Source organism: Streptomyces mesophilus (genome assembly GCF_011044995.1).
In the GTDB taxonomy this organism is placed as follows: domain Bacteria; phylum Actinomycetota; class Actinomycetes; order Streptomycetales; family Streptomycetaceae; genus Streptomyces; species Streptomyces mesophilus.
The window spans coordinates 1-26,080 of sequence record NZ_JAAKZW010000108.1 but is presented as its reverse complement, the minus strand read 5'-3'; the positions used below and the strand labels follow the sequence as shown (position 1 = coordinate 26,080).

At 70.7% G+C, this 26,080-nt stretch carries 31 protein-coding genes; 22 read left to right on the top strand and 9 right to left on the bottom strand.

Features of this window, described 5'->3' with window-relative positions:
* Positions 1–103: 103 nt before the first annotated feature.
* Positions 104–385, bottom strand: coding sequence for a type II toxin-antitoxin system Phd/YefM family antitoxin (locus G6045_RS23470; protein WP_165334038.1), 282 nt, complete (start codon positions 383–385; stop codon positions 104–106).
* A gap of 94 nt (positions 386–479) precedes the next feature.
* Here G6045_RS23470 and G6045_RS23465 point away from each other — a divergent pair, with 94 nt between their 5' ends.
* The 3 genes from G6045_RS23465 to G6045_RS23455 all read left to right on the top strand — a co-directional run bounded on the left by G6045_RS23465 (position 480) and on the right by G6045_RS23455 (position 2,495).
* Positions 480–1,115: an ATP-dependent Clp protease proteolytic subunit gene (locus G6045_RS23465; RefSeq protein WP_165334037.1), complete on the top strand. Its 636-nt coding sequence runs from the start codon at positions 480–482 to the stop codon at positions 1,113–1,115.
* Positions 1,116–1,122: 7 nt separating this feature from the next.
* Positions 1,123–1,431, top strand: a complete 309-nt coding sequence (locus G6045_RS23460; RefSeq protein ID WP_165334039.1) for a hypothetical protein — start codon at positions 1,123–1,125, stop codon at positions 1,429–1,431.
* Between the two features lie 590 nt (positions 1,432–2,021).
* Positions 2,022–2,495 (top strand): C40 family peptidase, encoded by a 474-nt coding sequence (locus G6045_RS23455; protein ID WP_165334036.1) that lies wholly within the window; start codon positions 2,022–2,024, stop codon positions 2,493–2,495.
* Between the two features lie 66 nt (positions 2,496–2,561).
* On the opposite strand, the gene G6045_RS23450 is transcribed toward G6045_RS23455, so the two are convergent.
* Complete coding sequence (locus G6045_RS23450) at positions 2,562–3,194, bottom strand: LysE family translocator (protein WP_165334035.1); 633 nt, start codon at positions 3,192–3,194, stop codon at positions 2,562–2,564.
* An 84-nt stretch (positions 3,195–3,278) separates the two neighbouring features.
* On the opposite strand from G6045_RS23450, the gene G6045_RS23445 reads away from it, so the two are divergent.
* Complete coding sequence (locus tag G6045_RS23445) at positions 3,279–4,193, top strand: LysR family transcriptional regulator (RefSeq protein ID WP_165334034.1); 915 nt, start codon at positions 3,279–3,281, stop codon at positions 4,191–4,193.
* A gap of 104 nt (positions 4,194–4,297) precedes the next feature.
* Here the strand turns inward: G6045_RS23445 and G6045_RS23440 are convergent, their stop codons facing one another.
* Complete coding sequence (locus G6045_RS23440) at positions 4,298–4,660, bottom strand: DUF6223 family protein (RefSeq protein WP_165334033.1); 363 nt, start codon at positions 4,658–4,660, stop codon at positions 4,298–4,300.
* A gap of 226 nt (positions 4,661–4,886) precedes the next feature.
* Between G6045_RS23440 and G6045_RS23435 the strand changes: the two genes are divergently transcribed.
* Positions 4,887–6,011 carry a sensor histidine kinase gene (locus G6045_RS23435; RefSeq protein ID WP_165334032.1) on the top strand — a complete coding sequence of 375 codons (1,125 nt, stop codon included), beginning with the start codon at positions 4,887–4,889 and terminating at the stop codon, positions 6,009–6,011.
* Positions 6,011–6,679, top strand: a complete 669-nt coding sequence (locus tag G6045_RS23430; RefSeq protein ID WP_165334031.1) for a response regulator — start codon at positions 6,011–6,013, stop codon at positions 6,677–6,679. The genes G6045_RS23435 and G6045_RS23430 overlap by 1 nt, the downstream gene beginning before the upstream one ends.
* 36 nt (positions 6,680–6,715) lie before the next feature.
* On the opposite strand, the gene G6045_RS23425 is transcribed toward G6045_RS23430, so the two are convergent.
* The gene (locus tag G6045_RS23425; RefSeq protein ID WP_165334030.1) at positions 6,716–7,147 is read right to left on the bottom strand and encodes an ATP-binding protein; all 432 of its coding nucleotides are present in this window, start codon (positions 7,145–7,147) and stop codon (positions 6,716–6,718) included.
* Between the two features lie 283 nt (positions 7,148–7,430).
* On the opposite strand from G6045_RS23425, the gene G6045_RS23420 reads away from it, so the two are divergent.
* Together G6045_RS23420 and G6045_RS23415 are read left to right on the top strand one after the other, a co-directional pair.
* Complete coding sequence (locus tag G6045_RS23420; RefSeq protein WP_165334029.1) at positions 7,431–8,294, top strand: helix-turn-helix domain-containing protein; 864 nt, start codon at positions 7,431–7,433, stop codon at positions 8,292–8,294.
* Between the two features lie 9 nt (positions 8,295–8,303).
* Entirely contained in the window at positions 8,304–8,552 is a 249-nt protein-coding gene (locus tag G6045_RS23415; RefSeq protein WP_165334028.1) for a DUF397 domain-containing protein, read from the top strand.
* Positions 8,553–8,574: 22 nt separating this feature from the next.
* Here the strand turns inward: G6045_RS23415 and G6045_RS23410 are convergent, their stop codons facing one another.
* Positions 8,575–9,729 carry an 8-amino-7-oxononanoate synthase gene (locus G6045_RS23410; RefSeq protein WP_165334027.1) on the bottom strand — a complete coding sequence of 385 codons (1,155 nt, stop codon included), beginning with the start codon at positions 9,727–9,729 and terminating at the stop codon, positions 8,575–8,577.
* A gap of 216 nt (positions 9,730–9,945) precedes the next feature.
* Between G6045_RS23410 and bioB the strand changes: the two genes are divergently transcribed.
* From bioB to G6045_RS23385, 5 genes are all read left to right on the top strand, one after another.
* Positions 9,946–11,139: a biotin synthase BioB gene (gene bioB, locus G6045_RS23405; protein ID WP_165334026.1), complete on the top strand. Its 1,194-nt coding sequence runs from the start codon at positions 9,946–9,948 to the stop codon at positions 11,137–11,139.
* The gene (locus G6045_RS23400) at positions 11,132–12,418 is read left to right on the top strand and encodes an adenosylmethionine--8-amino-7-oxononanoate transaminase (protein ID WP_165334025.1); all 1,287 of its coding nucleotides are present in this window, start codon (positions 11,132–11,134) and stop codon (positions 12,416–12,418) included. The genes bioB and G6045_RS23400 overlap by 8 nt, the downstream gene beginning before the upstream one ends.
* 1 nt (position 12,419) lies before the next feature.
* Positions 12,420–13,109 carry a dethiobiotin synthase gene (gene bioD / locus G6045_RS23395; protein ID WP_165334024.1) on the top strand — a complete coding sequence of 230 codons (690 nt, stop codon included), beginning with the start codon at positions 12,420–12,422 and terminating at the stop codon, positions 13,107–13,109.
* An 18-nt stretch (positions 13,110–13,127) separates the two neighbouring features.
* Complete coding sequence (locus G6045_RS23390; protein WP_165334023.1) at positions 13,128–13,472, top strand: VOC family protein; 345 nt, start codon at positions 13,128–13,130, stop codon at positions 13,470–13,472.
* A gap of 136 nt (positions 13,473–13,608) precedes the next feature.
* Positions 13,609–14,274: a class I SAM-dependent methyltransferase gene (locus G6045_RS23385; RefSeq protein ID WP_165334022.1), complete on the top strand. Its 666-nt coding sequence runs from the start codon at positions 13,609–13,611 to the stop codon at positions 14,272–14,274.
* Positions 14,275–14,296: 22 nt separating this feature from the next.
* Here G6045_RS23385 and G6045_RS23380 read toward each other — a convergent pair whose 3' ends face one another.
* Positions 14,297–14,872: a TIGR03086 family metal-binding protein gene (locus tag G6045_RS23380; RefSeq protein WP_165334021.1), complete on the bottom strand. Its 576-nt coding sequence runs from the start codon at positions 14,870–14,872 to the stop codon at positions 14,297–14,299.
* Positions 14,873–14,944: 72 nt separating this feature from the next.
* On the opposite strand from G6045_RS23380, the gene G6045_RS23375 reads away from it, so the two are divergent.
* Positions 14,945–15,772 (top strand): AraC family transcriptional regulator, encoded by an 828-nt coding sequence (locus G6045_RS23375; protein ID WP_165334020.1) that lies wholly within the window; start codon positions 14,945–14,947, stop codon positions 15,770–15,772.
* Here G6045_RS23375 and G6045_RS23370 read toward each other — a convergent pair.
* Together G6045_RS23370 and G6045_RS23365 are read right to left on the bottom strand one after the other, a co-directional pair.
* Positions 15,769–16,107, bottom strand: coding sequence for a fic family toxin-antitoxin system, toxin component (locus G6045_RS23370; protein ID WP_206344088.1), 339 nt, complete (start codon positions 16,105–16,107; stop codon positions 15,769–15,771). The genes G6045_RS23375 and G6045_RS23370 overlap by 4 nt on opposite strands.
* A gap of 29 nt (positions 16,108–16,136) precedes the next feature.
* Positions 16,137–16,361, bottom strand: coding sequence for a toxin-antitoxin system HicB family antitoxin (locus G6045_RS23365; protein WP_165334018.1), 225 nt, complete (start codon positions 16,359–16,361; stop codon positions 16,137–16,139).
* A 199-nt stretch (positions 16,362–16,560) separates the two neighbouring features.
* On the opposite strand from G6045_RS23365, the gene G6045_RS23360 reads away from it, so the two are divergent.
* The 7 genes from G6045_RS23360 (at position 16,561) to G6045_RS23330 (ending at position 24,640) form a co-directional block, all read left to right on the top strand.
* Complete coding sequence (locus G6045_RS23360; RefSeq protein ID WP_235968211.1) at positions 16,561–17,463, top strand: ABC transporter ATP-binding protein; 903 nt, start codon at positions 16,561–16,563, stop codon at positions 17,461–17,463.
* A gap of 7 nt (positions 17,464–17,470) precedes the next feature.
* On the top strand, positions 17,471–20,035 hold the full coding sequence (locus tag G6045_RS23355; protein ID WP_165334017.1) for an ABC transporter permease: 2,565 nt from the start codon (positions 17,471–17,473) through the stop codon (positions 20,033–20,035).
* 103 nt (positions 20,036–20,138) lie between these two features.
* Positions 20,139–21,029 carry a TIGR03621 family F420-dependent LLM class oxidoreductase gene (locus tag G6045_RS23350; protein WP_165334016.1) on the top strand — a complete coding sequence of 297 codons (891 nt, stop codon included), beginning with the start codon at positions 20,139–20,141 and terminating at the stop codon, positions 21,027–21,029.
* Positions 21,030–21,107: 78 nt separating this feature from the next.
* Positions 21,108–21,542, top strand: a complete 435-nt coding sequence (locus G6045_RS23345; protein WP_165334015.1) for a GNAT family N-acetyltransferase — start codon at positions 21,108–21,110, stop codon at positions 21,540–21,542.
* 237 nt (positions 21,543–21,779) lie between these two features.
* Positions 21,780–23,111 carry a hemolysin family protein gene (locus G6045_RS23340; RefSeq protein ID WP_165334014.1) on the top strand — a complete coding sequence of 444 codons (1,332 nt, stop codon included), beginning with the start codon at positions 21,780–21,782 and terminating at the stop codon, positions 23,109–23,111.
* Complete coding sequence (locus G6045_RS23335; protein WP_165334013.1) at positions 23,108–24,121, top strand: hemolysin family protein; 1,014 nt, start codon at positions 23,108–23,110, stop codon at positions 24,119–24,121. The genes G6045_RS23340 and G6045_RS23335 overlap by 4 nt, the downstream gene beginning before the upstream one ends.
* 54 nt (positions 24,122–24,175) lie before the next feature.
* Positions 24,176–24,640 (top strand): GNAT family N-acetyltransferase, encoded by a 465-nt coding sequence (locus tag G6045_RS23330; RefSeq protein ID WP_165334012.1) that lies wholly within the window; start codon positions 24,176–24,178, stop codon positions 24,638–24,640.
* Positions 24,641–24,661: 21 nt separating this feature from the next.
* On the opposite strand, the gene G6045_RS23325 is transcribed toward G6045_RS23330, so the two are convergent.
* The gene (locus G6045_RS23325; RefSeq protein ID WP_165334011.1) at positions 24,662–25,132 is read right to left on the bottom strand and encodes a carboxymuconolactone decarboxylase family protein; all 471 of its coding nucleotides are present in this window, start codon (positions 25,130–25,132) and stop codon (positions 24,662–24,664) included.
* Positions 25,133–25,278: 146 nt separating this feature from the next.
* Between G6045_RS23325 and G6045_RS23320 the strand changes: the two genes are divergently transcribed.
* Positions 25,279–26,080 (top strand): SGNH/GDSL hydrolase family protein (locus G6045_RS23320; RefSeq protein WP_165334010.1); only part of this gene is annotated, 802 nt, incomplete at its 3' end.

Below are 26,080 nucleotides of genomic sequence, written 5' to 3'. Positions count from 1 at the left end.
GGCTGCGGGGGCGGGGGCGGTGACAGCTGCGGCAGCAGCTGTGGTGGCTGCGGCGGATGTGGCGGGTGAACCGCCAACTGCGGTGGATCTGCCGGGCGAACCGCTAAGAAGCCCCGTGCCCCCGATGCTCGGCGGCGATCCCGAACCGCTGCTGCTCCGCCGCGGTCGACGGTGCCGCGGTCGCGACACGTGACACCGAGCTGACCACCGGCTCCTCCTCGGACGCCGACAGCGCCTCCAGCTTCGCCAGATCCTCGGCCGAGACCAGCGCGACGAGCGGCTTGCCGTGCCGGGTGACGACGACGCGCTCGCCCCCGTACACCACACGGTTGATGAGGTCGGCGAGCTCTGCCCGGGCTTGCGTCACCGGAATCTCGTAGGCCATGACCCCATTCTAACGTCACGTACGTCCTGTACATTTTTTACAGAACGGCGTGAGGGTGGCCCTCCCGCGCCGACCTCTTGAGCGGAGGCATGCCATGAACCGGAAGAGTCCGACAGCCCGCTATGTACTGCCGGAGTTCACCGAGCGGACCAGTCAGGGGGTGCGCACTCAGGACCCCTACGCGAAGTTGCTCGAGGAGCGGATCGTCTTTCTCGGGACGGCGATCGACGACACCTCGGCCAACGACGTGATGGCGCAGTTCATGTATCTGGAGCACGCGGCGCCCGACCGGGACATCTCGCTCTACATCAACTCCCCCGGCGGCTCGTTCAGTGCGATGAGCGCCGTCTACGACACGATCCGCTTCGTCTCCTGTGACGTGGAGACCGTCTGCCTGGGGCAGGCCGTGTCGTCGGCGGCCGTGCTGCTCGCGGCCGGTACGCCGGGCAAGCGGGCGGCGTTGCCCGGGGCGCGGGTGCTGTTGCAGCAGCCCCGGTTCACCGGGGCCGTCGAGGGGCAGACCAGCGACCTGGCCATCAAGGCCCATGAACTCCTGCGCACGCGAGCCCTGTTCGAGGAGATGCTCGCGCGGCACACCGGACGGTCCCGCGACGAGGTGTCCGCCGGCATCGAGCGGGACAAGGTCCTCGACGCGTCCGAGGCTCTCGCCTACGGACTGGTCGACCGGATCGTGCCGAGCCGTAAGTCCCTTGCCGCCGATGGCCGGTGAGGCTTCGATGTGGCCGCCCGAACCGCCACCGCTGCCCGCTTTGACGCGCGCCGAGGGCGAGTTGATCGACCGCTATCTGGAAGTCGTCGATCTGCTCGGCCGGATCAACCCCGCGCGCGGGCGCGACACCTACAGCGGTCTGCGCGCCGCCCAGGCCCTGGTCGCGAAGGCGGTGCAGTTGCGCGAGGCGCTGGACGCGATGCATCGCCGGGGTGAGAACGAGGTGCATGCGGAGACCCTCGCGCGGGCGCTGCGGACGCTCGACGGCGAGCGGCGCAGCGAACGGGTCTCGGTGCCGCCCGCCTCCGTGGACTGAGGAGGCGCCTGCTTCCGCGAGTTGAGGGATGCGTGCTCGCGGGGGTTGAGAGGCGTCTGCGGGCGCCGTCTGCTAGGCCAATCGCGCTCCCCCTGATGGCGTAATCAGGTCGACGCCACATGTACGAGAAATGTTGCGCCAGACCTGTACGCGCAAGCCGGAATGATTCATTCCGCCGCTGGTACGAGCGTCGTCGGGGCGCCGATCTCTGCGCGTAACCAACCCTTGTCCACCCGAACGGGTCAGCCGTGAGGAGCCTCACAAACAGCCGTTTCTACTCGGAAATCGACCGTGCGGTGCGTGAAGATCCCTTCCGACGACAAGCCCCCGCCGCAGCGGCGGGGCGGTCCGGGCGGACGCTGAGTCCTGCCGCCGCCCGGATGCCAGGTCGACATCGGTGGTTCGGCAGGAGTGGAGGACCCAGGCAGTACGGGGTATCGGGACCTGTCGCCACGACAGGACCACGGCCCCTTGGGGTGAAGTCGCCGGACCGGCGCGGCAGTCGAGCCGTGACGGGAAGGCGGCCGGGCATCTTCGTTGGCCCGAATCCGACAGGTCATCCTTCACAGGCGGCTGACGAAGGGTTGCGCATGACTGCGCGTCATCGTGTTCCGTCTCTGATCACGCGGGCCGGGAGCGCTTCGGCGCTCACGCTCGCGGTTGTCGGCGGCACCGTTCTCGTACCAGGAGCAGCAAGCGAGTCCGAGGCCGCGACAGCGGCCACCAAGGCCGTACAGATCGCCGCGTCCAAGAAGGGGTCGCCGTACAAGTACGGAGCCACGGGACCACGCCGCTTCGACTGCTCCGGGCTGACGCTCTACTCGTACAAGCGCGCGGGCAAGAAGCTGCCGCGTACGGCAGCGGCCCAGTACAACAAGACCCGGCACATCCGGGCGAGCCAGCGCACACACGGCGATCTGGTGTTCTTCCACTCGGGCCGGAATGTCTACCACGTCGGCATATACGCCGGGAAGGGCCGTATCTGGCACTCCCCGAAGCCCGGTTCGAAGGTGCGTCTGGAGAAGATCTGGACCAGGAGCGTGTGGTACGGGCGGGTGCGCTGAACAGCTGCCCCGCCTGGCCGAGTTGAGTACGTGAGGCCTGCCTCCCGGTATACGGGAGGCAGGCCGTCAGGCGGCCAACGGCGCGATGAGCAGCCCGAGTCCGAGCGCCGTCAGGGCGATCCCGGTGGCGGCCTCGACGGCGCGCGCGGCCCGCGGCCGGCGCAGGAACCGGCCCAGCCGGTCGACGAGCAGCGCGACCAGCGGGAACCAGAGCAGCGCCAGGACCACCACGATCGTCGCGAGCAGCAGGGTGCGCGGCAGCGCGGAGCCCTGGTCGGGGACGAACTGCGGCAGGATGCTCAGGAAGGTGATCGACGCCTTCGGGTTGAGGGCGTTGGTGAGAAACCCCTGACGCAGGGCCGACGCGGCGGTGAGCCCGGGAGACGTGACCGTCTCGCCCGAGGAGTCGGAGCGGGGGCGGCGCAGCGAGTTCAGGGCCTGGATGCCCAGATAAAGCACGTAGGCGGCGCCGACCAGCTGCAGGGCACGGAAGAGCGTCGGCAGGGTCGCGAGGACCGCCGCGACACCCGCCACCGCGAGCACCGTGTGCAGCAGCAGCCCTGCGGCGATTCCGAAGGCACAGGCGAGCCCGGCTCTGCGGGAGGCGAGAGCGCCGCGTACGACCACGGCGAAGTCCGCTCCGGGCAGGGCGACCAGGCCCGCGGCGAGCAGGGTGAAGGCGAGCAGCGTGGCATCCATGACGTTCAGCCTGCCGCTGTTCAGCCTTCAGCAGGTACTTGCAATCTTCAAGGTCTGCCTTAAGCACTGCTTTAGGCTGGCCCCATGTACGACCCCACCCGCCTGGCCGCCCTCGTCGCCGTATCGGAGGCGGGCTCGATCACCCGGGCCGCTCAGCGCCTCGGTTACACCGCGCCCGCGCTCTCCCAGCAGCTCGCCAAACTGGAGCGGGAGGCGGGCACCACGCTGCTCGTACGGCATCACCGCGGCGCACGTCTGACGGCCGCCGGTGAGCTCCTGGTCGCGCGGGCGCGACGGGTGCTCGACGAGCTGGACCGGGCGCGGCACGAACTGGCGCAGCTGTCCGGACTGTCCGGCGGGCGACTGCGGATCGGGACCTTTCCCACGGCGGGGATCCATCTGCTGCCGCCGGCGCTCAGTGCGTTCCGGCGGGCGCATCCCGATGTGGAGCTGGCCGTCGCGCAGTACGAACCCCCGGCCGGGGTGGCGGCGGTGGCGGACGGCGAGGTGGACCTGGCCCTGACCCACACCTATGAGCCCGCCGATCCGGAGCCGTTGCCGCGTTCCGTACGGGCGGAGGTGCTGCTCGTCGAGGAGCTGGTCCTCGTGACGGCGCCGGGGCATGTGCTCGTGGCCGGGGCGGACCGGTTGCCGCTCGCCGGGCTCACCGGGCAGCCGCTGATCTCCATGGCGCCGGATCATCCCAGGCGGCGTGGTGTGGAAGCGGCGTTGGCGGCGGCCGGGGCGGTGCCCTCGGTGGTGATGGAGACCCCCGAGTACGCCGTCGTCTGCGCCCTGGCCAGTGCGGGGCTCGGGGTGGCGGTCGTGCCGGAGATGGTGGCGCGGATGGCGTCGACTCCCGTGGGTGTACGGCGACTTGAACCGTCGACGCTCAGGCGGACCATCTCGGTGGTGTACCGCGCGGAGGAGAAGGATGCGGCCGCAGGGACGCTTCGGGCGCTGCTGCGGGGGGCGTTCGGGCGGACCGGGGCGGCGTGAGATGCACTGAGGGAGCGGCACTTGCGGTCGGGGCAGCGGCTCGCACGACGAGGCCGTGCTCCGCCCGGTGGGCGGAGCACGGCCTCGATCGCGTCGCATCGGCGTCACCGACGGGCCTGGGCACCACCGCGGGTGCGGGTCAGGACCCGTCCGCCGAAGGCCATGGCGACGAGACCCAGCGGGATGGCCACGATCGCGCCGACCTGCCCGTTGCCCGTGCCGGGGCCGCCGTCGGAGGTGGCGAGGTGCAGCACGGCGAGGAACGTTCCGGCCAGCCCCACGGCGATCGCGGAGACGGCGGCGGTCCGTACGTTGCCGAAGCGGATGCGGCCGCCGAAGCGGGACAGGGCAAACCAGCCCAGCGCCACGCCCAACAGGCCTACTCCGAGTGCCAGGTTGGCGCCGGTGCGACCGTCACCGATGACTCCGCCGTCGGCCGCCGCGATCAGGGTCTGCGTTGCGTTCATGACTCCTCCTTCGTCTCCGGCTCGACCGCCGGGGTGGTGTGCTTCGAGAGTCCCGCTCGGCCCGCTCCCGGTCGTCCCGCAGACGCAGACACTTCGCGCTGCTGCCCGCGGTGCATCCGGCTACCGCGCAGGTGGCAGATCCGCCGGGGATACCGCGTTCGTGGTAGCCGTCCGCTCCTTCACGGGCACGACTCGGCAGCCGGGCGCGCCGGGCTAGGGTGCGCGCATGGACACTGGACGTCTGCGTGTCCCCTCGGGTGCCATGGACTGGCTGGTCGCCGTCGCCGTGGCGGCTCTCCTGGTGGGCACGGGTCTGGCAGGCCCCGCCCCCGACGGAGGCGCGGGTCTCCTCGGCTACGCACTGCTCGCGGCCGGCGGTCTCGCACTGGTCGCGCGCCGGCGGGCGCCGCTCGTGACGCTGGCCGTCACCGGCCTGTGCGCGGTCGGCTATCAGGCCGCCGGGTTCGACGTCCTGTCCGTCGCCTATCTCGTCGCGGTGTACTGCGCGGTGCGGGCCGGCCACCACCTGGTCACGGTCATCGGGTCGGTCTCACTGATCCTCGTATTGCATCTGTCGGCGCTCGCCTTCCACGACGGGCCCGCGCGTGAGGCGCTCGCCCAGGCCCGCGGCACGCTCGAAGCGGCCTGGCTGATCGCCGCGTTCGCCGCGGGTGAGGCGCTGCGGCAGGCGGAGCGGCGTGCCGAGGAGGCGGAGCGCAGCCGCGAGGAGGCCGCGCAACGGCGTGCGGACGAGGAACGGCTGCATATCGCGCGGGAGTTGCACGACTCGCTCACCCATCAGATCTCGATCATCAAGATCCAGTCCGAGGTCGCCGTGCATGTGGCGCGGCGACGCGGCGAGGAGGTGTCCGAGGCGCTGCTCGCCATCCAGGAGGCCGGCCGCGAGGCGACCCGGGAGCTGCGGGCCACCTTGGAGGCGCTGCGCGACGACGACACCGCGCCGCCCCGGGGCATCGACCACATCGCGGAGTTGGTGGAGCGGGCCGGCCGCGGCGGTCTCGAGGTGACGCTGACGGTCGAAGGACAGCGCGGTGACCTGCCCGCGGCGGTCGGCCGTACCGCGTACCGGATCGTGCAGGAGGCGCTGACCAACGTGGTCCGGCACGCCTCCGCGTCCACCGCCACCGTCCGCGTCGAGCACCGACCCGGCGCCCTGGTCATCCAGGTCGACGACGACGGCAAGGCGAACCCCGACACACCTCCCGAGCCCGGCCTCGGACTTCTCGGAATGCGCGAACGCATCACCGCGCTGGGCGGCCGGCTGCGGGCCGAGCCGCGCGCCGAGCGCGGCTTCACCGTCCAGGCCGAACTCCCCGTGGAGCGTGCGTGATGAGCTCGATCCGAGTGCTGCTCGTCGACGACCAGCCGTTGATCCGCAGCGGTTTCCGCGCGCTGCTCGCGCTCGAGGACGACATCGAGGTGGTGGCCGAGGCCTCCGACGGCCAGGAAGGCCTGGAGCTCGTACGGCGGCATCTGCCCGATGTCGTGCTGATCGACATCCAGATGCCCGTGCTCGACGGGATCGAGGCCACCCGGCGGATCGCCGCGGATCCGGCGCTCGCCGCGGTGCATGTGGTGATCCTGACCAACTACGGCATGGACGAGTACGTGCTCGACGGGCTGCGTGCGGGCGCCGCCGGATTCCTGGTCAAGGACATCCTGCCGGAGGACCTGCTGCATTCGGTACGGGTGGCGGCCCGTGGTGACGCGCTGCTCGCGCCCACCATCACCCGCAAGCTGATCCAACGCTTCGTCACCCAGCCGCTGCCCGCGGCGGTCGGTGGCGGCCTCGACGAGCTGACCGGACGCGAGCGGGAGGCGGTCGCGCTGGCCGCGCAGGGACTTTCCAATGACGAGATCGCCGCCCACATGGTGATCAGCCCGCTGACTGCGAAGACGCATATCAACCGGGCCATGACCAAGCTCCACGCCCGGGACCGCGCCCAACTCGTGGTCCTCGCCTACGAGTCCGGCCTGGTCACTCCCCGTACGTCCTGACCTGCTTCTTCCGTACGTCCTGGCGGGCAGAGCCGCTCAGCTCTGCACCGGCACGGTCCACGGCAGCTCGATCCACACCGTCTTGCCGCCCTCCGCCGTCGCGTTGACCGACAGGCGACCGCCGCACTCGGCCGTGAGCCAGCGGATGATGACCATGCCCCGCCCGTTGTCCTGCTGGACCGCGGCGGGCAGCCGCTTGGGGAAGCGGGGGTGGCTGTCGGTCACCCCGATGCGCAGCTGCTCGTCGCGTTCCAGCTCCACGTCCACCGTGAAGGTGGGCGACTGGCCGAAGGTGTGCTGGACGGCATTGGTGGCCAGTTCGGAGACGATCAGGCGGACGGTGTCGGCCACTTCGGCGTCGCCCGGCAGCCCCCACTCCGAGAGCACATGGAGCACATAGTTCCGCGCCGCGGACACCGAGGCGGGGTCGCTCGGCAGCGTGACGGATGCTTCCTGGTGATCTGCCATGGCGACGTTGTCCCTTTCCACCGGGGCCGAACTCCCGGCGCAAGTCTGGCCGGAATGAACGAATCACCTGAATCACGGAGAGCCCCGGACTGATGCTTCGCGCCAGACTGCCACTACCAAAGCGCCAACGCGTGCCGATCCCCCAAGATATGCATATATCTGTCGCTCGAAGCGGTGAACTCTGCTACGGAAGAACGTATTTGGGAGCGAGACTGACCCATCGACCTCAGGGCTCCGTCGTGCGTGGCGGTGCGCCCCCGTCGCCGACCGGAAGGAGCCGGGAATGAAGTACGGGCCGGCAGTGCGGCGCCGCAAACTCGGTGCCGAGTTGCGTGCGCTGCGCGACCGTGCGGGACTCACCAGTGGCGAGGTGGCGCAGCTCGTCGGCTGGCACCAGTCGAAGGTGAGCCGAATAGAGACCGGTGCCAGCAATGCCAAGCCGGCGGATGTGGGTGTACTGCTCGATACCTATGACGTACGGGATCCCCAACTGCGGGCCCTGTTCGAGGCGTTGGCGGGCGCGGACGGCGAGGGAGCCGCGCGCCACCAGTGGTGGCATGCGTACAAGGGCCTGCTGCCGCCCGAGTACCGCGATTTCATCTCGCTCGAGTCGCAGGCCTGCCGGGTGCGCACGTTGGAGACCGCTGTCGTGCCCGGGCTCCTCCAGACGCCCGAGTACGCCCGCGCGGTGACCCGGGCCGCGCTCGACGGGCTGCCGGAGGGGCAGGTCGACGAGCTGGTGCAGGTGCGCCTCGCGCGCCAGGACGTGCTGCGCGGTGAGCCGCCGCTGGAGCTGAGCGCCGTGATCGACGAGGCGGTGCTGCGCAGACCGGTGGGCGGATACGGCGTCATGGGGCGCCAGTTGCGCCGTCTGGCGGAAGTGGCACGGCTGCCCCATGTGTCACTCCAGGTGCTCCCCTTTGCCGCGGGTGGCCACGTCGGCCTCACCGGACCCTTTCTGATTTTTTCCTTCCCGAACATTGCTGATCTGGATGTGGTTGTTCTCGACCATTTGACGAGTAGCCTCTATCTGGAGCGGAAAGAAGACCTGAAGGCCTACACCGAAGCCTTCAACTCCCTTCAGGAACAGGCCCTTTCGACCGAGGACAGCCTGGAATACCTCACCGGGATCGGTGAGGGCACGTAAGGAGGCACGATGACTGCACTGCCTCGGAACGTTCTCTCCAGTACCGCCCTGAACAGAGTCGAGCACCAAGTCCGGTGGCGGCGCAGCAGCCGCAGCACCGGGATGAACAACTGCGTGGAGACAGCGCCGCTCCGTACGGGCTCGCTGTCGGGTCTGCTGGCCGTCCGTGATTCCAAGGACACGGCAGGACCCGCGTTGCTCTTCGCACCCGCCGCCTGGAACGCCTTCCTCGACGCCGTCCGAGGCGAGGAGTTCTAAGACAGGGGACAACCGAACAGCATCACGGCGCGGTACGGACGATCGTCCGTACCGCGTCTGCGATCTGGGCGTCCGTGAGGTCGGCGCGGGCGGTGAGCCGGAGCCGTGAGATGCCGTCCGGGACCGAGGGCGGGCGGAAGCAGCCGACGACGAGACCCGCGGCCCGGCAGTCGGCCGCCCAGGCGACCGCCTCGTCCGGCGAAGGGGCACGTACGGAGACCACCGCCGCGTCCGGACGTACGGTCTCGAGGCCCGCATTGGTGAGTCCCGTGTGCAGTGCGGTGGCGACCTCGCGGGCGCGCGCCGCCCGTGCGGGCTCGCGGCGCAGCAGCCGCAGCGCCGCGAGAGCGCCGCCGGCCGCGGCCGGTGCGAGGCCCGTGTCGAAGATGAAGGTGCGGGCGGTGTTCACCAGGTGGTCGATGACCCTGGCCGGTCCGAGGACGGCGCCGCCCTGGCTGCCGAGCGACTTGGAGAGGGTCACCGTGGCCACCACGTCGGGCGCGCCGGCGAGCCCCGCCGCGTACGCGGCTCCTTGGCCCGCGTCGCCGAGCACCCCCAGCCCGTGCGCGTCGTCGAGGAGCAGTCCGGCTCCGGACTCCCGGCATACGGAAGCGAGTTCGGCCAGTGGGGCCCGGTCGCCGTCGACCGAGAACACCGAGTCGGTGACCGCGAGGGCGGGACCGTCATGGGTGCCGAGTGCCTTGCGTACCGCTTCGGGGTCGTTGTGCGCGGCGACGGCGGTGGTGCCGCGGGCGAGCCGGCAGCCGTCGATCAGGGAGGCGTGGTTGCCGGCGTCCGAGACGATCAACGTGCCGTGCGGGGCGAGCGCGGTGACGGCGGCGAGGTTGGCCGCGTACCCGGAGGACAGCACCAGGGCTGCCTCGAAGCCGCAGAACTCGGCGAGCTCGCGCTCCAGTTCCGCGTGCAGTTCGGTCGTGCCCGTCACGAGCCGGGAACCCGTGGCGCCCGCTCCCCAGGTGCGGGCGGCCGCCGCCGCGCCCTCGACGATCTCGGGGTGGCGGGTCAGGCCCAGGTAGTCGTTGCTCGCGAGGTCGAGCAGCGGGGAGTCGGCGGGGCGCGGGCGCAGGGTGCGGACGAGTCCGGCGGCGCGGCGTACCTCGGCCTGCTCGTCGAGTCGGGCGAAGGGGTCACCATGCGGGTGCGCTGGCGTGTCCATCCGGCTGTCCTCGGGTGCTCGGGAGCGTGCTTGCCGGGTGCTCGGCGCGGTGCGCCGCGGGTGCCCGGCAGAGTGCCGCTCGTCTTTGTCGGCAGTCCACAGACACTAGCGGCACTCCCCCGAGGTCAGCGTGTGGCAATACCCACACGTGGGAGGGCCACTGTTGTGCGGTTCCTACTTGGCCGGGGGCGGGCGCGTAGGCGAGGATCTGCACTCATGGACCTGCTGAACACGCTCGTGGACAAGGGGCTTCGGCGCGAGCTGCCGACCCGCGAAGAGGCACTCGCCGTGCTCGCCACCTCCGATGACGACCTGCTCGACGTGGTCGCCGCCGCGGGCAAGGTGCGCCGTCAGTGGTTCGGGCGCCGGGTGAAGCTCAACTACCTCGTCAATCTGAAGTCCGGTCTGTGCCCCGAGGACTGCTCGTACTGTTCGCAGCGGCTCGGCTCCAAGGCCGAGATCCTCAAGTACACCTGGCTGAAGCCGGAGGACGCCTCCAAGGCCGCCGCGGCCGGGGTCGCGGGCGGTGCCAAGCGGGTCTGTCTGGTGGCGAGCGGGCGCGGTCCCACCGACCGCGATGTGGACCGGGTGTCCAAGACCATCGAGGCCATCAAGGAGCAGAACGAGGGCGTCGAGGTGTGCGCCTGTCTCGGGCTGCTCTCCGAAGGTCAGGCCGACCGGCTGCGCGACGCCGGCGCGGACGCGTACAACCACAACCTCAACACGTCCGAGGGCACGTACGGCGAGATCACCACGACCCACACGTACGCGGACCGGGTGGACACCGTGCAGCAGGCGCAGGCCGCGGGCCTGTCGGCCTGTTCGGGTCTGATCGCGGGCATGGGCGAGAGCGACGAGGACCTCGTCGACGTGGTCTTCGCGCTGCGCGAGCTCGACCCCGACTCGGTGCCGGTGAACTTCCTGATCCCCTTCGAGGGCACCCCGCTCGCCAAGGAGTGGAACCTCACGCCGCAGCGCGCGCTGCGGATCCTCGCGATGGTGCGGTTCGTCTGCCCGGACGTCGAGGTGCGGCTCGCGGGCGGCCGCGAGGTCCATCTGCGCACGATGCAGCCGCTCGCCCTGCACCTGGTCAACTCCATCTTCCTGGGCGACTACTTGACCAGCGAGGGCCAGGCCGGGCAGGCCGACCTGGACATGATCGCGGACGCGGGCTTCGAGGTGGAGGGCGCGGGGACGACGACCCTGCCCGAGCACCGGGCCGATGTGGTGGCGGGGTGCGGGTCGCACACGGCGCAGGACGCCCCCGGATGCGGTTCTCACGGTGGCGGCTGCGGACCCTGCGGATCCTCCGAACCCGAGCCCGAGGCCCCCGCCGTCCCCGAAGCCCGTACGGACCTGGTGTCGGTGCGCCGCCGCGGCGCCGGAACGGATCTCGCACCCAATGCCTGACCTGTCCGGATTGTCGCAGGCGGAGCTCCTCGACCTCGACCGCCGGCACGTCTGGCACCCCTACGGTCCGATGCCCGGCCGCCAGGAACCCCTGGTCGTCGAGTCCGCGAACGGGGTGCGCCTGAAGCTGGCCGGCGGTGAGGAGCTGGTCGACGGGATGTCGTCCTGGTGGTCGGCCATCCACGGCTACAACCACCCGGTGCTCAACGAGGCCGCGCGCGGGCAGCTCGACCGCATGAGCCATGTGATGTTCGGCGGTCTCACCCACGAGCCCGCCGTACGCCTCAGCAAGCTGCTCGTCGACATCACGCCCGAGGGCCTCGAGCATGTCTTCCTCGCCGACTCCGGTTCGGTGTCGGTCGAGGTCGCGCAGAAGATGTGCCTGCAGTACTGGCGCTCGCTCGGCCGGCCCGGGAAGCAGCGCCTGATCACCTGGCGCGGCGGCTATCACGGGGACACCTGGCATCCGATGTCGGTATGCGACCCCGAGGGCGGGATGCACGAACTGTGGTCGGGCGCGCTGCCCCGTCAGGTGTTCGCGCCCGCTCCCCCGGCCGAGTTCGACGAGGCGTACGCCCAGGTGCTGCGCGACACGATCGCCGCTCACGCCGCCGAGACGGCCGCGGTGATCGTGGAGCCGGTGGTGCAGGGCGCGGGCGGGATGCGCTTCCACTCCCCCGCGTATCTGCGGGTGCTGCGCGAGGCCTGCGACGCGCACGACGTGCTGCTCGTGTTCGACGAGATCGCCACCGGCTTCGGTCGTACGGGCGAGCTGTTCGCGGCCTCTCACGCGGGTGTCACACCGGATGTGCTGTCTGTGGGCAAGGCGCTGACCGGCGGCTATCTCACGATGGCCGCGACGCTGTGCACGGCGCGGGTCGCCGAGGGCATCTCGCGCGGCGAGGTGCCGGTGCTCGCGCACGGCCCGACCTTCATGGGCAATCCGCTGGCCGCGTCGGTGGCCTGTGCCTCGATCGAGCTGCTGCTCGGCCAGGACTGGCGGGCCGAGATCAAGCGGATCGAGTACGGGCTGCGCGAGGGCCTCGCTCCGGCGGCCGGGCTGCCCGGTGTGGTGGACGTACGGGTGCTCGGCGCGATCGGCGTCGTACAGGTGGATCATGACGTGGACATGGGAGCTGCGACGCGGGCCGCGGTCCGTGAAGGGGTGTGGCTGCGGCCCTTCCGCGACCTGATCTACACGATGCCGCCGTACGTCACCGGCGATACGGACATCGCCCGGATCTGCCGCGCGGTGGTCGCGGCGGCGCAGGAGGCCTGAGATGCCGGTTCTGATCGTCACGGGCACCGGAACGGAGATCGGCAAGACCATCACCACGGCGGCGCTCGCCGCGGTGGCGCTGGCCGCCGGACGTTCGGTGGCTGTGCTGAAGCCCGCGCAGACCGGGGTCGCGCCCGGCGAGCCGGGCGATGTCGCCGAGGTGGCGCGCCTTGCGGGTCCGGTCACCGGACTCGAACTCGCCCGCTACCCCGAGCCGTTGGCGCCCGCGACCGCGGCCCGGCGCGCGGGAATGGCTCCGGTGACGCCCGCCGAGGTGGCCGAGGCCGCGGCGAAACTGGCCGCCGCACACGACCTCGTGCTCGTCGAGGGCGCCGGCGGTCTGCTCGTCCGCTTCGACGACGCGGGCAGCACCCTCGCCGACGCGGCCCGGCTCCTCGACGCCCCCGTCCTGGTGGTCGCCCCGGCCGGGCTCGGCACCCTCAACTCGACGGCCCTGACCGGCGAGGCGCTGCGGGCCCGCGGCCTGACCCAGGAGGGCGTGGTGGTCGGCAGCATGCCGGACGCGCCGGGACTCGCGGAGCGCTGCAACCTGACCGATCTGCCGTTGGTCGCCGAGGCGCCGCTGCTCGGCGCGGTGCCGGAGGGTGCGGGTGCCCTCGCACCGTCCGTGTTCCGTGCGCGCGCGGCGACCTGGCTCGCGCCGCGTCTGGGCGGGGTCCGGGAAGGCTGAACCTCTAGTCTTGCGTCCATGCGCGCACGTATCGAGGAAATCGTCTTCGACTGCCACGACCCCGCCCGACTGGTCCGCTTCTGGGCCGCGCTGCTCGACGCGGAGCCCGTGGACCGCTCATCGGACTGGTCGTACATCGATGTGCCCGGGTTCATCCGGATCGCCTTCCAGGGCGTGCCCGAGAAGAAGACGGTGAAGAACCGGCTGCACCTCGACGCCAATGCGGGCGACGTCGCCGCCGCGACCGCCGAGGCGGAAGCGCTCGGCGCGCGCCGCGTCGGCGGCGTGGTGACCGACGAGTACGGGGCCTTCCAGGTGCTCGAGGACCCGGAGGGCAACGAGTTCTGTTTCGTCAGCGGGTAGCGGCCGGCGGGCTGACTCCTCGTACGGAGGGAATCTCGTACGGACGGAATCTCGTAGGGCCGGAACCCCGTAGGGGCGGAATCCGCATTCCCGGGGGGAGAATCGTCCCAACGCACCAGTCTGCCGAGGAGACAAGATGCCGTCACGCTCCGGACAAGTGCCCAAGGACGCGGTCCACCACCCGATCTTCGCCCGCTTCTACGAGAAGCAGAGCGTCGCAGCCGAGAAACTCATCGCGACCCACCGCAAGGAACTCCTGGCCGGCCTCACCGGCAGGGTCATCGAAATCGGTGCGGGCAACGGCCTGAACTTCGCCCACTACCCCTCGGCCGTCTCCGAGGTCGTGGCGATCGAACCGGAGCGCCATCTGCGGCAGTTGGCGGCCACGGCCGCGCTGCGGGCCGAGGTGCCGGTGGATGTGGTGCCGGGGGCCGCGGAGGCGCTGCCGGTCAAGAGCGAGGCGTTCGACGCGGCGGTCTTCTCGCTCGTCCTGTGCAGCGTGCGGGATGTGCCGCGCGCCCTCGCGGAAGCTCGCCGGGTGCTGCGTCCTGGCGGTGAGCTGCGCTTCTTCGAGCACGGGCGGGCGCCCAAGAGCCGGGCGATGGTCGGGTTCCAGCGGGGCCTCGACGCGACGCTGTGGCCGCGCCTGTTCGGCGGGTGCCACGTGGCGCGCGAGCCGGTCGCGTCGCTGCGGGACGCGGGGTTCGAGATCGCCGCGTCCCGTGACTTCCTGATTCCGCCCTCCAGGCTGCGCCTGCCGACCTCGTACTGCGTGATCGGTACCGCGCGCAGGAGCGACTGAGGCGGCTCGCGGCGGCGTTCGCCTACCGCGGTGTCCACTGCGGGTCGCGGCCGATGATGCCGAGCAGGGCGTCCAGCGGGGAGGCATGCCCGGGCACGTCGACGGGCGGGCCGAAGACGCCCATCTCCCGTCCGCCGGGAGCCAGTTCGGCGAAGGTCGGGGCCACATCGTCCACCGTTTCGGGGTCGGGCACGTACTCCTGACCCGTGGCCCGCGCCAGGTCCCAGGGATGTACGACGAGGTCGCCGAGCGCCATCCGCGCGACGGTCGGCGCGGGCATGCCCAGCGCGCCGGTGGCGCCCTCCAGCGCCCCGGGTGCCGCCCAGGCCTGCGCAAGGCGGCCGACCTCCACGGCGAAACGCTTGCGCCACTCCGGGTCCTCGCCGACATAGTCCGGCGTCTCGGAGAAGTCGACAGGCCGGTCGGCGGCGAGCGCCTGGAACTGCACGACCACGTGCAGAAGGTGGTTCACGAGGGCGCGCACGTCGTACTCGGCGCAGGGTGTGGGTGCGCCGAGCTGTCCGTCCTCGATTCCGTCGAGTACGGCCGCCGCACGGTCACCGGCGGCGGCCATCAGTTCGCTGATCTGCTTGGTCATGGGACCAACGTAGGCCTCTGCCCTGGTCCGCTTCTTGTAGAAAGGCGTCACGCGCGACCTAGACTTCCGGCCATGGCACGACCGCGCAGGGACACCCGAGGCATCCTCGACCCGGCCGAGCTGCTGTCCCGGGTACGTTTCCGCCGCCATGAGCCGGCCGAGCCCGAGCTGCGTCCGTATCTGGAGCACTACTGGCTGATCGACTGGGATCTGCCGGAACCGTTCGCCTCGCATGTCGTCCCGCACCCCTCGGTGAATGTCGTCTTCCAGCGCTTCGACGACCGCGGCTTCGGTGAGGTGGCCGGCATCGGGCTCGACCTGTTCACACAGAAGCTGGAAGGCACGGGGCGGGTGTGCGGGGTGCAGTTCCGGCCGGGCGGCTTCGGGCCCTTCGCTCCGGACGCACCCGTAGCGCAGTGGACGGGGCGCCGACTGCCGCTCGCGGACGTCTTCGGTGACCTTCCCGGGGATGTGGTCGACTCGGTGCTTTCACCCGCCGGGGACGACGGGAGGGTCGCGGCCCTGGACGCGTTCCTGGTCGCGTGCGGTCCGCACCCCGACCCGGCGGCCGATCACGCGATGGCGCTGGTGGACCGGATCCGCGCCGACCGCACGATCCTGCGCGCCGGCGCCCTGGCACGCTCCGAGGGCATGTCGCTGCGGACGCTGCAGCGGCTCTTCGCGCAGTACGTGGGGGTCGGCCCCAAGTGGGTCATCCTCCGCTACCGCATCCACGAGGCCCTGGAACGCGCCGCGTCGGAGTCGGCCGTGGACTGGGCCGCACTCGCCGCCGAGCTCGGCTACACGGACCAGGCCCATCTCGTACGGGACTTCACGGCGACGGTGGGGGTGCCGCCTACCGCGTACGCCCCAAGGCCTGATCCACGGGGCCGGCTCTAGCCGCTCCATCCCCGCAGCTCGTTCGCGATCTGGTGGATCCCCGCCTCCCCGGACTTGACCAGCCGGGCCAGGTCGCGGACCTGTTCGGCGGAGATGATCACCTTCAGGCCGCTCGCGACGAGGTAGGCGTACGCGACGGCGCAGGCGAACATCGCGTTGGAGCGCTCCAGGGCCGGGATGTGCAGGAGTTGCTGGAGGAGGGCGGCGGCGCGCTGGTGGGGGTCGTCGTAGACCGGGACGCCGAATATCTCCGCCTCATGGCGGCAGACCGCGGCCACGAGGGAGCCCCAGTCGGTGACTTGGGGATCGCCGGGGGTCTTCTGCTCGGCGATCATCAGCAGCCAGGCGAGATCTATCTTGAGCGTCAAGGCCGGGTGCGCTCCGGACCGAACTCCTCGGTGAAGACGGATTCGTAACTCTTCATGAAGTCGGCGGCCGAGTCCACGAAGGTGCGTCCCGCCTCGCCCGCGTCCTGGCGCACGAGTTCCTCGATGTAGCGGTTGACGCTCATCCCCCGGGCGAGGGCGCGCTCACGGGCGGCCTTCGCGGTCTCCTCGTCCACGCGGACGTTGAGCTGAGTCTTCGGCATGCTTTCAAGCTAGCGCCGAAGCGCTAGCGGCGGCAAGAGGGATCCGGGGCGGAATCACGCCCTCCTGCGCGGGGGATTCCCGTGGCCCTTACATGGGTCGTCGACCCCCGACTTCGGAGGGATACCGCGCATCCGTCGAACACGGCTACTCTCGGCGTTCGTACGCGAGTTGGGACGGACTGGAGCCCGGGAGGCGGCCTTGTCCACACCGTCAGCAGCACATCTCACCGACCTCGCGGAACCGGCCCGCATCGCGGCCCGGGCCCGTGGGCTGACCAAGGCGTACGGCTCGGGCGAGACGACCGTGCTCGCGCTCGACGCGGTCGACGTCGATATCGCGCGCGGCCGGTTCACGGCCGTGATGGGGCCCTCGGGCTCGGGCAAGTCGACCCTGATGCACTGTCTGGCCGGTCTCGACTCCGTGTCCGCAGGGCAGGTGTGGCTCGGCGACACCGAGATCACCGGGCTGCGGGAGCGGGAGCTGACACGGCTGCGCCGGGACCGGATCGGTTTCATGTTCCAGGCGTTCAATCTGCTGCCGACCCTCAACGCCCTCGAGAACATCACGCTGCCGATGGACATCGCCGGACGCAAACCCGATGCCGAGTGGCTGGAGCGCGTGATCGACACCCTTGGGCTTCGGGACCGGCTCAAACACCGGCCGGCACAGTTGTCCGGCGGGCAGCAGCAGCGGGTGGCCTGTGCGCGGGCGCTTGCCTCACGGCCCGAGCTGATCTTCGCGGACGAGCCGACGGGGAACCTGGACTCGCGTGCCGGGCTCGAAGTGCTCGGCTTCCTGCGCGAGGCCGTCGACGAGCTCGACCAGACCGTCGTCATGGTCACGCACGACCCGGGCGCCGCGGCGCACTCGGATCTGGTGCTCTTCCTCGGCGACGGACGGATCGTGGACGAGATGGAGCAGCCGACGGCGGAGGCCGTCCTCGAGCGGATGAAGCGCTTCGACTCGCTCGGCGCGGTGCCTTCCGCGCGCTCCGAAAAGCCCGACGCGAAGTCGGCAGAGTCCGACAAACAGTCGGCAGTACCCGACGCACAGTCCCCAGAACCCGACGCGAAGTCGGCCGACCCGCTGCGCAAGGACTGAGGCAGCCGTGCTGAAGGCCACGCTGCGCAGTTTCTTCGCCCACAAGGGCCGTCTGTTCCTCTCGGCGCTCGCGGTGATCCTGTCCGTGGCGTTCGTCGCGGGCAGCCTGATCTTCTCCGACACGGTGACCCGTACCTTCGACCGGCTCTTCGCGTCGACCTCGGCCGATGTCACCATCACGGCCAAGGAGGACATCGACGAGGGCATCCCCTCCGGCCTGGTGCCCACCGTGCCCGCCGAACTCGCCGAGCGGATCCGCTCGGTGGAGGGGGTCGAGGGGACGCACCTCGATGTGGGCGTGGAGAACATCACGGTCGTCGACGCGGAGAACGAGCCGGTCGGACCGACCACCGGCGCGCCCACGATCGCCACCAACTGGTATGTCACCGACCGCAGCCCGGTCGAACTCACCGACGGCCGCGAGCCCGCGGGTCCGGGCGAGGCGCTGCTCGACGCGGACACCGCCGACAGCAAGAACCTCGAGATCGGCGACACCCTGACGGTGCTCGCGCGGCCCGGCTCGTTCAAGGTGGAGATCGTCGGCATCGCCACGTTCACCACCACCAACCCCGGTGCCGCGCTGGTGTTCCTGGACACCGCCACCGCACAGCAGGAACTGCTCGGGGACCCCGAGAAGGCCACCGGCATCGCCGTCGACGCGGCCTCCGGAGTCACCGACGAGCAGCTCAAGAAGAACCTCGCGGCCGCGCTCGGTACCACGTACGAACTGCAGACCGCGGACGAGCAGGCCGAGTCCGCCGCGTCCGAACTGGGCGGCTTCCTCGACGTCATCAAGTACGTGATGCTCGGCTTCGCGGGGATCGCGGTCTTGGTCGGCATCTTCCTGATCGTCAACACGTTCTCGATGCTGATCGCCCAGCGCACCCGTGAACTCGGCCTGATGCGGGCGCTGGGCGCGGACCGCCGCCAGGTGCGCCGTTCGGTGATGACCGAGGCGCTGCTGCTCGGCCTGGTCGGCTCGACGCTCGGTCTGGCCACCGGCATCGGCCTGGCCGCGGGGCTCATCGAGCTGATGGGCCTGCTCGGGATGAACCTCAAGGCCACCGAGATGGTCATCGGCTGGGGAACACCCGTCCTTTCGTACGCGGTGGGGGTCGGCGTCACCTTCCTCGCCGCGTATCTGCCGGCCAGGCGGGCGGCCCGGGTCTCCCCGATGGCGGCGCTCGCGGACATCGAAGTCATGGGCCTGGGCCGCCCGTTGACCGTGCGCGCGATCGTCGGCTCCGTGGTGGGCGCGGCCGGTGCGGCCGCCCTGATCGGGTGTGCGCTGGCCAAGGACAGCGCGGGTGCGGGCTCGCTGCTCGGGCTCGGTGTGGTCCTGACGCTGATCGCGACGGTGATCGCCGGTCCGCTGCTTGTACGGCCCGTGATCCGGGTTCTGGGCGGGGCGTTCCCTGCGATGTTCGGTTCGGTGGGGCGGATGAGCCAGCGCAACGCGCTGCGCAATCCGCGCCGTACCGGTGCCACCGCGGCCGCGCTGATGGTCGGGCTCGCGCTCGTGGGCGGCCTTTCCGTGGCCAGTGCCTCGATGACCAAGTCCTTCGACGACCAGATCGACCGCTCGCTCGGCGCCGACTTCGTCGTGCAGAACAGCAACTTCATGCCGTTCCCCACCGAGGTCACCGAGGCCGCGAAGAGCGCGGACGGCGCGGCTCTCGTCGTACGGCAGCGGTTCGTCCCGATCGCGCTCACGCTGCCGGACGGCGAGCGGGTGGAGTCCACGGCGTCCGCGTACGAATCACGCCTCGACGAGGTGGCGAAGCTCGAGTACACGGCCGGCGACACGCAGGCCGCACTCGCCGCCGACAGCCTGGGCATGGACCATGCCTTCGCGGCGGAGCACGGCGTGAAGGCCGGCGACCAGTTGTCCGTGGAGTTCCCCGGCAAGAAGAAGGCGACCCTGACCGTGGGGGCCCTGACCGATCTGCCGGGCAGTGGCACCTTCGGCCCGCAGGGCGGGGTCTTCCTCGGGTTCGGGACCGCCGACAAGTACGTGCCGGACGGCCAGGATTCGGCGGTGTACATCAACGCGGGCTCCGGTGTCGATGCCGATGAGCTCCGCAAGGGCCTGGAGACGGCGCTCGACCCGTATCCGCAGGTGCAGGTCCGTGACCAGGCCGACTACAAGGAACTGATCCGGGGCCAGATCGCGGTCATGCTCTATCTCGTCTACGCCCTGCTCGGCCTCGCGATCATCATCGCCGTGCTCGGCGTCATCAACACCCTTGCCCTGTCGGTCGTCGAGCGGACCCGTGAGATCGGTCTGCTGCGGGCGATCGGCCTGGCACGGCGCCAGTTGAGCTGGATGATCCGCCTCGAATCGGTGGTGATCTCGGTGTTCGGGGCGCTGCTCGGGATCGCGCTCGGCCTGGTGTGGGGCGTGGCGGTGCAGCAGGTGCTCGCCCTGGAGGGGATGACGGCCTTCGCGATTCCCTGGGGAACCATGATCGCGGTGGTGCTCGGCTCGATCGTGGTGGGCCTCGCGGCGGCGCTGCTGCCCGCGCTGCGCGCGGCCCGGATGAATGTGCTGACGGCAATCGCGCACGAATAGCGCGGGTGACGGGGTAGGACCGGTAGGGCGGGTGACGGGGTAGGCCGGTGGGGCAGGCGACGGGCAGGGCCGGCTCGACATCGCACGGTGAGGGAGAGAGACGATGAGCCGCCCGTTCCGCTTCGGCGTGAACTTCCTGACACCCGCGCCCGCCGACGAGTGGCGTGCGAAGTGCCGCCGTGCCGAGGAGCTCGGTTACGACGTGCTGCTCGTCGCCGACCACCTCGGCATGCCGGCGCCGTTCCCGTCGCTTGTGGCCGCGGCGGAGGCGACCGAACGGCCGCGCCTGGGCACCTTCGTGCTCAACGCCGGCTTCTGGAACCCCGCCCTGCTGGCCCGCGAGATCGCCACCACGGACGGTCTCACCGGCGGCCGCCTGGAGGTGGGGCTCGGCGCGGGCTACGTCCGGGCCGAACACGAGGCGGCCGGGCTGCCCTGGGGGTCACCCGGCGAGCGGGTGGATCATCTCGCCCATACCGTACGGGAGTTGAGACGCCTGTACGCCGACGAGACGCTGCAAGGGCAGCTGGCACAGAAGGACGGGCCGCCGCTGCTGATCGGCGGCAACGGTGAGCGGGTCCTGCGGCTCGCCGCCGAGGAAGGCGCGAGCGTGGCCTTCACCGGGGCGCGCTCGGCACCCGGGGCGCCGGGCACGCTGCTCGCCCTGAGCGCCGAGGAGTTCGGGGCCCGCATCGCGCGCTACGAGGAGTTCGAGCGGGCCGCGGGCGGTCCGCCCGCGGAGCGGAACCTGCTGCTGCAGCTGGTGCAGCTCACCGAGGACCGGGCCGAAGCGGTGGCGGCGCTGACGGAGCGCAGCCCCCATCTGACTCCGGCACAGGTGCTCGCGCTGCCGATCCTGGCCGTGGGCACCTTGGACGAGGTGGCCCGTCAACTCCTGGCGCAGCGCGAGCAGTTCGGCTGCTCGTATCTGACCGTGCTCGAACCGTATATGGAAGCCTTCGCTCCGGTGATCCGGGCGCTGCGCGGGCGGTGACCGGGCAGGGGCCTCGCGGTGTGTCCGTATCGCGGAATTGCCTGGCCCGGGCGCGCGGGCCGGTGATGGGATGCCCGCATGACCGATCTGCGCATCCGGGCCGCCGGGCCCGAGGACCTCGACGCCGTACTCGCCTTCTGGAAGACCGCCGCCGAGGGCACGAGCATCAGCGACGACCGGGCGGGGGTCGAGCGGCTCGTCGAGCGGGACCCGCGGGCGCTGATCCTCGCGGAGCTGGACGGAGACCTCGTGGGCACGGTGATCGCCGGGTTCGACGGCTGGCGGTGCCATCTGTACCGGCTCGCCGTGCATCCGGACCGCCGGCGGCGCGGTATCGGTGCGGCGCTGCTCACGGCCGCCGAGGAGCGGTTCGCGGCGCTCGGCGGCCGGCGGGCCGACGCGATGGTCCTGGTGCGCAACGAGACGGGGCAGCGCGCCTGGGAGGCCGGTGGCTACCGCCCTGAGGAGCACTGGCGGCGGTGGGTGAAGCCGCTCGCCGAGCCGGCCTCGTAGCGCGCCTCGCAGCGCAGGGCCGGTCGGGATTCACCTCTCGGGGTCGGGGTACCACGGGGTTTCCGGACTTCTGTTCGTTGCCCCCAGCACCTACCTTTGCGATCCCTTTAATATGGAGCGTCACCGCTGTACCCCTCCACACGAAAGGTGTGAGCGTCCGCCCATGGGCGAGCCTCCCAGTACCCGACATCGCGCACTCTCCGTATCCCTGGCCGATCATGGGACGGAGGTGACCCGATGACCGAAGTGCTTCTGCTCCTCGTGGCGCTGCTGCTCACGTTGGCCTGTGGTGTCTTCGTCGCCGCCGAGTTCTCGCTGACCACGGTCGAACGTTCCTCCCTGGAGCGTGCCGCCGCCGAGGGCGAGCGCGGCGCGGACAGCGCCCTCAAGGCCGTGCGCACCCTCACCTTCCAGCTCTCCGGCGCCCAGCTCGGCATCACCGTCACCGGCCTGGTCATCGGCATGCTCTCCAAGCCGTCGCTCGGCAAGCTGCTCGCCGGTCCCCTCGACGACCTGGGACTCTCGCACTCGGCCGCCGACAGTGTGGCTCTGGTGCTCGCCACCGGGTTCTCCACCGTGATCCTGATGGTGATCGGCGAGCTGGTGCCCAAGAACTGGGCGATCTCCTCGCCGCTCGCGGTGGCCAAGCGGGTGGCGACGGCGCAGCGCTGGTTCAGCCTGGCGTTCAAGCCGCTGATCAACCACCTCAACAACACCGCGAACCGTTCCGTACGCCGCCTCGGCATGGAACCCGCCGAGGAGCTGGCCTCCGCGCGCGGGCCGCAGGAGCTGGCCGCGCTGGCCCGGCACTCCGCGAAGGAGGGCGCCCTCGAGGCGGACACCGCGGAACTGTTCGTCCGCACCCTGAACCTCGCCGACCTCACGGCCGAGAACGTGATGACCCCGCGCGTGCAGGTGATGGCCCTGGACATGAAGGCCACGGCGGAGGACGTCGCCTCGGCGACCAGGGCGACGGGCCTGTCCCGCTTCCCGGTCTACCGCGAGTCGCTCGACCAGGTGGTCGGCGTCGTCCACATCAAGGACGTCCTGGCCGTGCCCGCCGACCGCAGGCCCCGCCAGTCGGTCGCGCATCTGATGCGCGAGCCGCTGCTCGTACCGGAGTCGCTGACCGTGGACCGGCTGCTCGACCGGCTCTCCGGCAAGCGCACGATGGCCGTCGTCATCGACGAGTACGGCGGTACGGCCGGAGTGGCCACCCTCGAGGACATCGTCGAGGAGGTCGTGGGCGAGGTCCGCGACGAGCACGATCCGCACGAGACCACCGACCTGGCCCCGGCCGGCGAGGACGAGGAGGGGCGCTCGCTGTACTCGGCGGACGGCGCCGCCCGCATGGACCAGCTGGAGAGGATCGGCCTGCATGCGCCGGACGGCCCGTACGAGACGCTCGCCGGTCTGATGGCCACCGAGCTCGGCCACATCCCGGTCGTCGGCGACAGCATCGAGGTGGCCGGCTGGCGCCTCGACGTGGTCGACGCCACCGGCCGCCGCGCCGCGCGCGTCCTGATGCACACGCCCCTGCACGAGACCTCCGAGGAGGCGCAGCGATGATCGCCGTACAGCTCCTCATCGGTCTGGCGACCCTGGTCGTCAACGCCTTCTTCGTGGGCGCCGAGTTCGCCCTGATCTCGGTGCGCCGCAGCCAGATCGAGCCGCATGCCGAGCAGGGCGACCGGCGGGCCCGCAGCGTGATGTGGGGCCTGGAGCATGTGTCGTATCTGATGGCGGCGGCCCAGCTCGGCATCACGCTGTGCACCCTGGTGCTCGGTATCGTCGCCGAGCCCGCGATCGCCCATCTCCTGGAGCCGGGCATGGACGCCATCGGGGTGCCGCACGGTCTGGTGCATCCGATCTCGTTCACCATCGCGCTCGCGGTGGCCACGTATCTGCACATGCTGCTCGGCGAGATGATCCCGAAGAACATCGCGCTCGCCGAGCCCGTGAAGTCGGCGCTGCTGCTCGGCCCGCCGCTGGTCGCGATCACCCGGGCGCTGCGTCCGGTGATCTTCGCGATCAACGCCTTCGCCAACGCGCTGCTCAAGCTGCTGCGGGTGGAGCCGAAGGACGAGGTCGAGGCGAGCTTCTCGGACGATCAACTGGCCCGTATGGTCAAGGACTCCAGTGACGCGGGTCTGATCGACGACCGTGCGACGGAGCGTCTGCACGACGCTCTTGAGCTGGGCAACCGCCCGGTGCGCGATGTCGTGCTGCCGGTGGAGCAGGTCACCTACGCACGGCTCGGAGTGACTCCGGAGCAGTTGGAGCGGTTGTCGGCCGAGTCCGGGTTCTCCCGCTTTCCCGTGGTGGACCAGGCGCGCAGGATCGTCGGGTATCTGCACGTCAAGGACGCGCTCGACGTCCAGCCGCGTGATCTGCCGTTCCAGGTGCGGGACATGCGCGCGATCGCCCGGGTGCGCGAGACGACACCGCTGGACGACGTGCTGACCGCGATGCGCCGCAGCCGTACGCATGTGGCGGCGGTGCTCGGCGAGGACGGACGGCTCGCGGGTCTGGTGACCATGGAGGACGTGCTGCGGGAGCTGTTCGGACAGCCGGTCTGAGCCCGCCCGCTGCCGCCCCGTAAATCGGTTGACCCTGTCCATAGGGTTTCGGGCATGACGCTTCGCCTGGAAAAGATCACACCGGCCACCCTCGACACCGCACTCGCGATCCGCGTACGGGGCGACCAGGAGCATCTGGTCGCTCCCGTGGTGAAGTCGCTGGCCGAGGCGTATGTGCATCAGGAGACGGCCTGGCCCCGGCTGATCATGGACGGGGAGAAGGCCGTCGGCTTTCTGATGCTGTTCCTCGACATCCACTGGGACGAGGACCCGAACGGCACGGACATACGCTCCGGTCTGTGGCGCCTGAACATCGCGGACGGTGAACAGGGCCGCGGATACGGCCGGTTCGCGGTCGAGGCGGTCGCCCAGGAGCTGCGCCGGCGGGGCGAGAAGAGCCTGTACGTGACATGGCACCCGGGCCCGGACGGGCCCGAGGGCTTCTACCGCGGCCTCGGGTTCGAGCTCACCGGCGAGACGAGCGGCGACCAGACCGTGGGTGTGCTCGCCCTGGGATGAGCACACCCACGCGTCATCGGTTCAGTACTGGCCGACTACGTAGTGGCCGGCGGGCTGCTGGGTGATGACGTTGAGCCGGTTGAAGGTGTTGATGATCGCGATGCCGATCACCAGCGCCGACAGCTGCTCCTCGTCGTAGTACTTGGCGGCGTCGGCCCACGCCTCGTCGCTCACACCGCCGGCCGCGTCCGCGATCCGGGTGCCCTGCTCGGCCAGTTCCAGGGCCGCGCGCTCGGCGTCGGTGTAGACGGTGGCCTCGCGCCAGGCGGCGACGAGGTTCAGCCGGATCAGCGTCTCGCCCGCGGCGGCCGCCTCCTTGAGGTGCATGTCGAGGCAGCCCGAGCAGCCGTTGATCTGGCTGGCGCGGATCTTCACCAGCTCCTGCGTGGCCCGCGGCAGCGTCGATTCCTCGAGGACCTTGCCCGCCGCGATGATGTGCTTCAGGGCCTTCATCGGGACCTGGTGGCCCATGGGGTTCAGACGAGCTTCCATCGTGTGCTCCCGGGTTCGTTGTGATGCCTGCATCCACGTGACGAGACAGCCCGGCTGCGTGTGACAGGTACGCGTGTGACCTGCGTCTCAGGGTTCGCAGGCAGGCGCGGCAGGTCCCGGAGCGAGGCGATAACATCACTCGCGCCATGCAGATGAATGCCACGTACACCAGTCTTGTCGCGGTCGGCGACTCCTTCACCGAGGGAATGTCGGACCGCCTGCCCGACGGCAGCTACCGCGGCTGGGCCGACCTCCTCGCCATGCGCATGGCACAGGTCGAGCCCGGGTTCCGGTACGCCAATCTCGCCGTGCGCGGCAAGCTGATCCGCCAGATCGTCGACGAGCAGGTCGATGTCGCCGCGGCGATGCGCGCCGATGTCGTGACCCTGGTCGGCGGCCTGAACGACACACTGCGGCCCAAGTGCGACATGGTCATGGTGCGCGACCGCCTCACCGAAGCCGTCGAGAAGCTCGCGCCCTCCTGCAAGCAGCTCGTCCTGATGCGCAGCCCCGGCCGCCAGGGCCCCGTTCAGGCGCGCTTCCGGCCGCGCATGGAGGAGCTCTTCTCGTACGTGGACGAGCTGGCGGCGCAGCACGGCGCCGTCGTCGTGGACCTGTACGGCGCCCCGGTCCTGGGGGACCAGCGCATGTGGGACGTGGACCGGCTGCACCTCACCGGCGAGGGGCACCGCCGGGTGGCCGAGGCCGTCTGGCAGGCGCTCGGCTATGAGCCGGAGGACGACTGGCGCGCGCCGCTGCCGCCCTCTGTCCCGCTGAAGTGGGTGGCCCGGCGTACGGCGGACGTCAGCTTCGCCCGGCAGCATCTGCTGCCGTGGATCGGCCGCCGGCTCACCGGCCGCAGCTCCGGCGACGGGCGGCCGGCCAAGCGGGCCGAGCTGCTGCCGTACGACTTGGGCGGCACGGGGGCGATGGATGGCCTGTCTCTTA

What these genes read in the sequence shown, in the direction of transcription:
- G6045_RS23375 (WP_165334020.1), top strand. Translation starts at nt 14,945, where the DNA reads ATGGCACGACCGCGCAGGGACACCCGAGGCATCCTCGACCCGGCCGAG.
- G6045_RS23465 (WP_165334037.1), top strand. Translation starts at nt 480, where the DNA reads ATGAACCGGAAGAGTCCGACAGCCCGCTATGTACTGCCGGAGTTCACC.
- G6045_RS23420 (WP_165334029.1), top strand. Translation starts at nt 7,431, where the DNA reads ATGAAGTACGGGCCGGCAGTGCGGCGCCGCAAACTCGGTGCCGAGTTG.
- bioB (WP_165334026.1), top strand. Translation starts at nt 9,946, where the DNA reads ATGGACCTGCTGAACACGCTCGTGGACAAGGGGCTTCGGCGCGAGCTG.
- G6045_RS23385 (WP_165334022.1), top strand. Translation starts at nt 13,609, where the DNA reads ATGCCGTCACGCTCCGGACAAGTGCCCAAGGACGCGGTCCACCACCCG.
- G6045_RS23335 (WP_165334013.1), top strand. Translation starts at nt 23,108, where the DNA reads ATGATCGCCGTACAGCTCCTCATCGGTCTGGCGACCCTGGTCGTCAAC.
- G6045_RS23365 (WP_165334018.1), bottom strand. Translation starts at nt 16,361, where the DNA reads ATGCCGAAGACTCAGCTCAACGTCCGCGTGGACGAGGAGACCGCGAAG.
- G6045_RS23425 (WP_165334030.1), bottom strand. Translation starts at nt 7,147, where the DNA reads ATGGCAGATCACCAGGAAGCATCCGTCACGCTGCCGAGCGACCCCGCC.
- G6045_RS23410 (WP_165334027.1), bottom strand. Translation starts at nt 9,729, where the DNA reads ATGGACACGCCAGCGCACCCGCATGGTGACCCCTTCGCCCGACTCGAC.
- G6045_RS23430 (WP_165334031.1), top strand. Translation starts at nt 6,011, where the DNA reads ATGAGCTCGATCCGAGTGCTGCTCGTCGACGACCAGCCGTTGATCCGC.
- G6045_RS23450 (WP_165334035.1), bottom strand. Translation starts at nt 3,194, where the DNA reads ATGGATGCCACGCTGCTCGCCTTCACCCTGCTCGCCGCGGGCCTGGTC.
- G6045_RS23470 (WP_165334038.1), bottom strand. Translation starts at nt 385, where the DNA reads ATGGCCTACGAGATTCCGGTGACGCAAGCCCGGGCAGAGCTCGCCGAC.
- G6045_RS23380 (WP_165334021.1), bottom strand. Translation starts at nt 14,872, where the DNA reads ATGACCAAGCAGATCAGCGAACTGATGGCCGCCGCCGGTGACCGTGCG.
- G6045_RS23345 (WP_165334015.1), top strand. Translation starts at nt 21,108, where the DNA reads ATGACCGATCTGCGCATCCGGGCCGCCGGGCCCGAGGACCTCGACGCC.
- G6045_RS23325 (WP_165334011.1), bottom strand. Translation starts at nt 25,132, where the DNA reads ATGGAAGCTCGTCTGAACCCCATGGGCCACCAGGTCCCGATGAAGGCC.
- bioD (WP_165334024.1), top strand. Translation starts at nt 12,420, where the DNA reads ATGCCGGTTCTGATCGTCACGGGCACCGGAACGGAGATCGGCAAGACC.
- G6045_RS23435 (WP_165334032.1), top strand. Translation starts at nt 4,887, where the DNA reads ATGGACACTGGACGTCTGCGTGTCCCCTCGGGTGCCATGGACTGGCTG.
- G6045_RS23415 (WP_165334028.1), top strand. Translation starts at nt 8,304, where the DNA reads ATGACTGCACTGCCTCGGAACGTTCTCTCCAGTACCGCCCTGAACAGA.
- G6045_RS23440 (WP_165334033.1), bottom strand. Translation starts at nt 4,660, where the DNA reads ATGAACGCAACGCAGACCCTGATCGCGGCGGCCGACGGCGGAGTCATC.
- G6045_RS23390 (WP_165334023.1), top strand. Translation starts at nt 13,128, where the DNA reads ATGCGCGCACGTATCGAGGAAATCGTCTTCGACTGCCACGACCCCGCC.
- G6045_RS23350 (WP_165334016.1), top strand. Translation starts at nt 20,139, where the DNA reads ATGAGCCGCCCGTTCCGCTTCGGCGTGAACTTCCTGACACCCGCGCCC.
- G6045_RS23330 (WP_165334012.1), top strand. Translation starts at nt 24,176, where the DNA reads ATGACGCTTCGCCTGGAAAAGATCACACCGGCCACCCTCGACACCGCA.
- G6045_RS23370 (WP_206344088.1), bottom strand. Translation starts at nt 16,107, where the DNA reads ATGATCGCCGAGCAGAAGACCCCCGGCGATCCCCAAGTCACCGACTGG.
- G6045_RS23340 (WP_165334014.1), top strand. Translation starts at nt 21,780, where the DNA reads ATGACCGAAGTGCTTCTGCTCCTCGTGGCGCTGCTGCTCACGTTGGCC.
- G6045_RS23400 (WP_165334025.1), top strand. Translation starts at nt 11,132, where the DNA reads ATGCCTGACCTGTCCGGATTGTCGCAGGCGGAGCTCCTCGACCTCGAC.
- G6045_RS23460 (WP_165334039.1), top strand. Translation starts at nt 1,123, where the DNA reads ATGTGGCCGCCCGAACCGCCACCGCTGCCCGCTTTGACGCGCGCCGAG.
- G6045_RS23445 (WP_165334034.1), top strand. Translation starts at nt 3,279, where the DNA reads ATGTACGACCCCACCCGCCTGGCCGCCCTCGTCGCCGTATCGGAGGCG.
- G6045_RS23455 (WP_165334036.1), top strand. Translation starts at nt 2,022, where the DNA reads ATGACTGCGCGTCATCGTGTTCCGTCTCTGATCACGCGGGCCGGGAGC.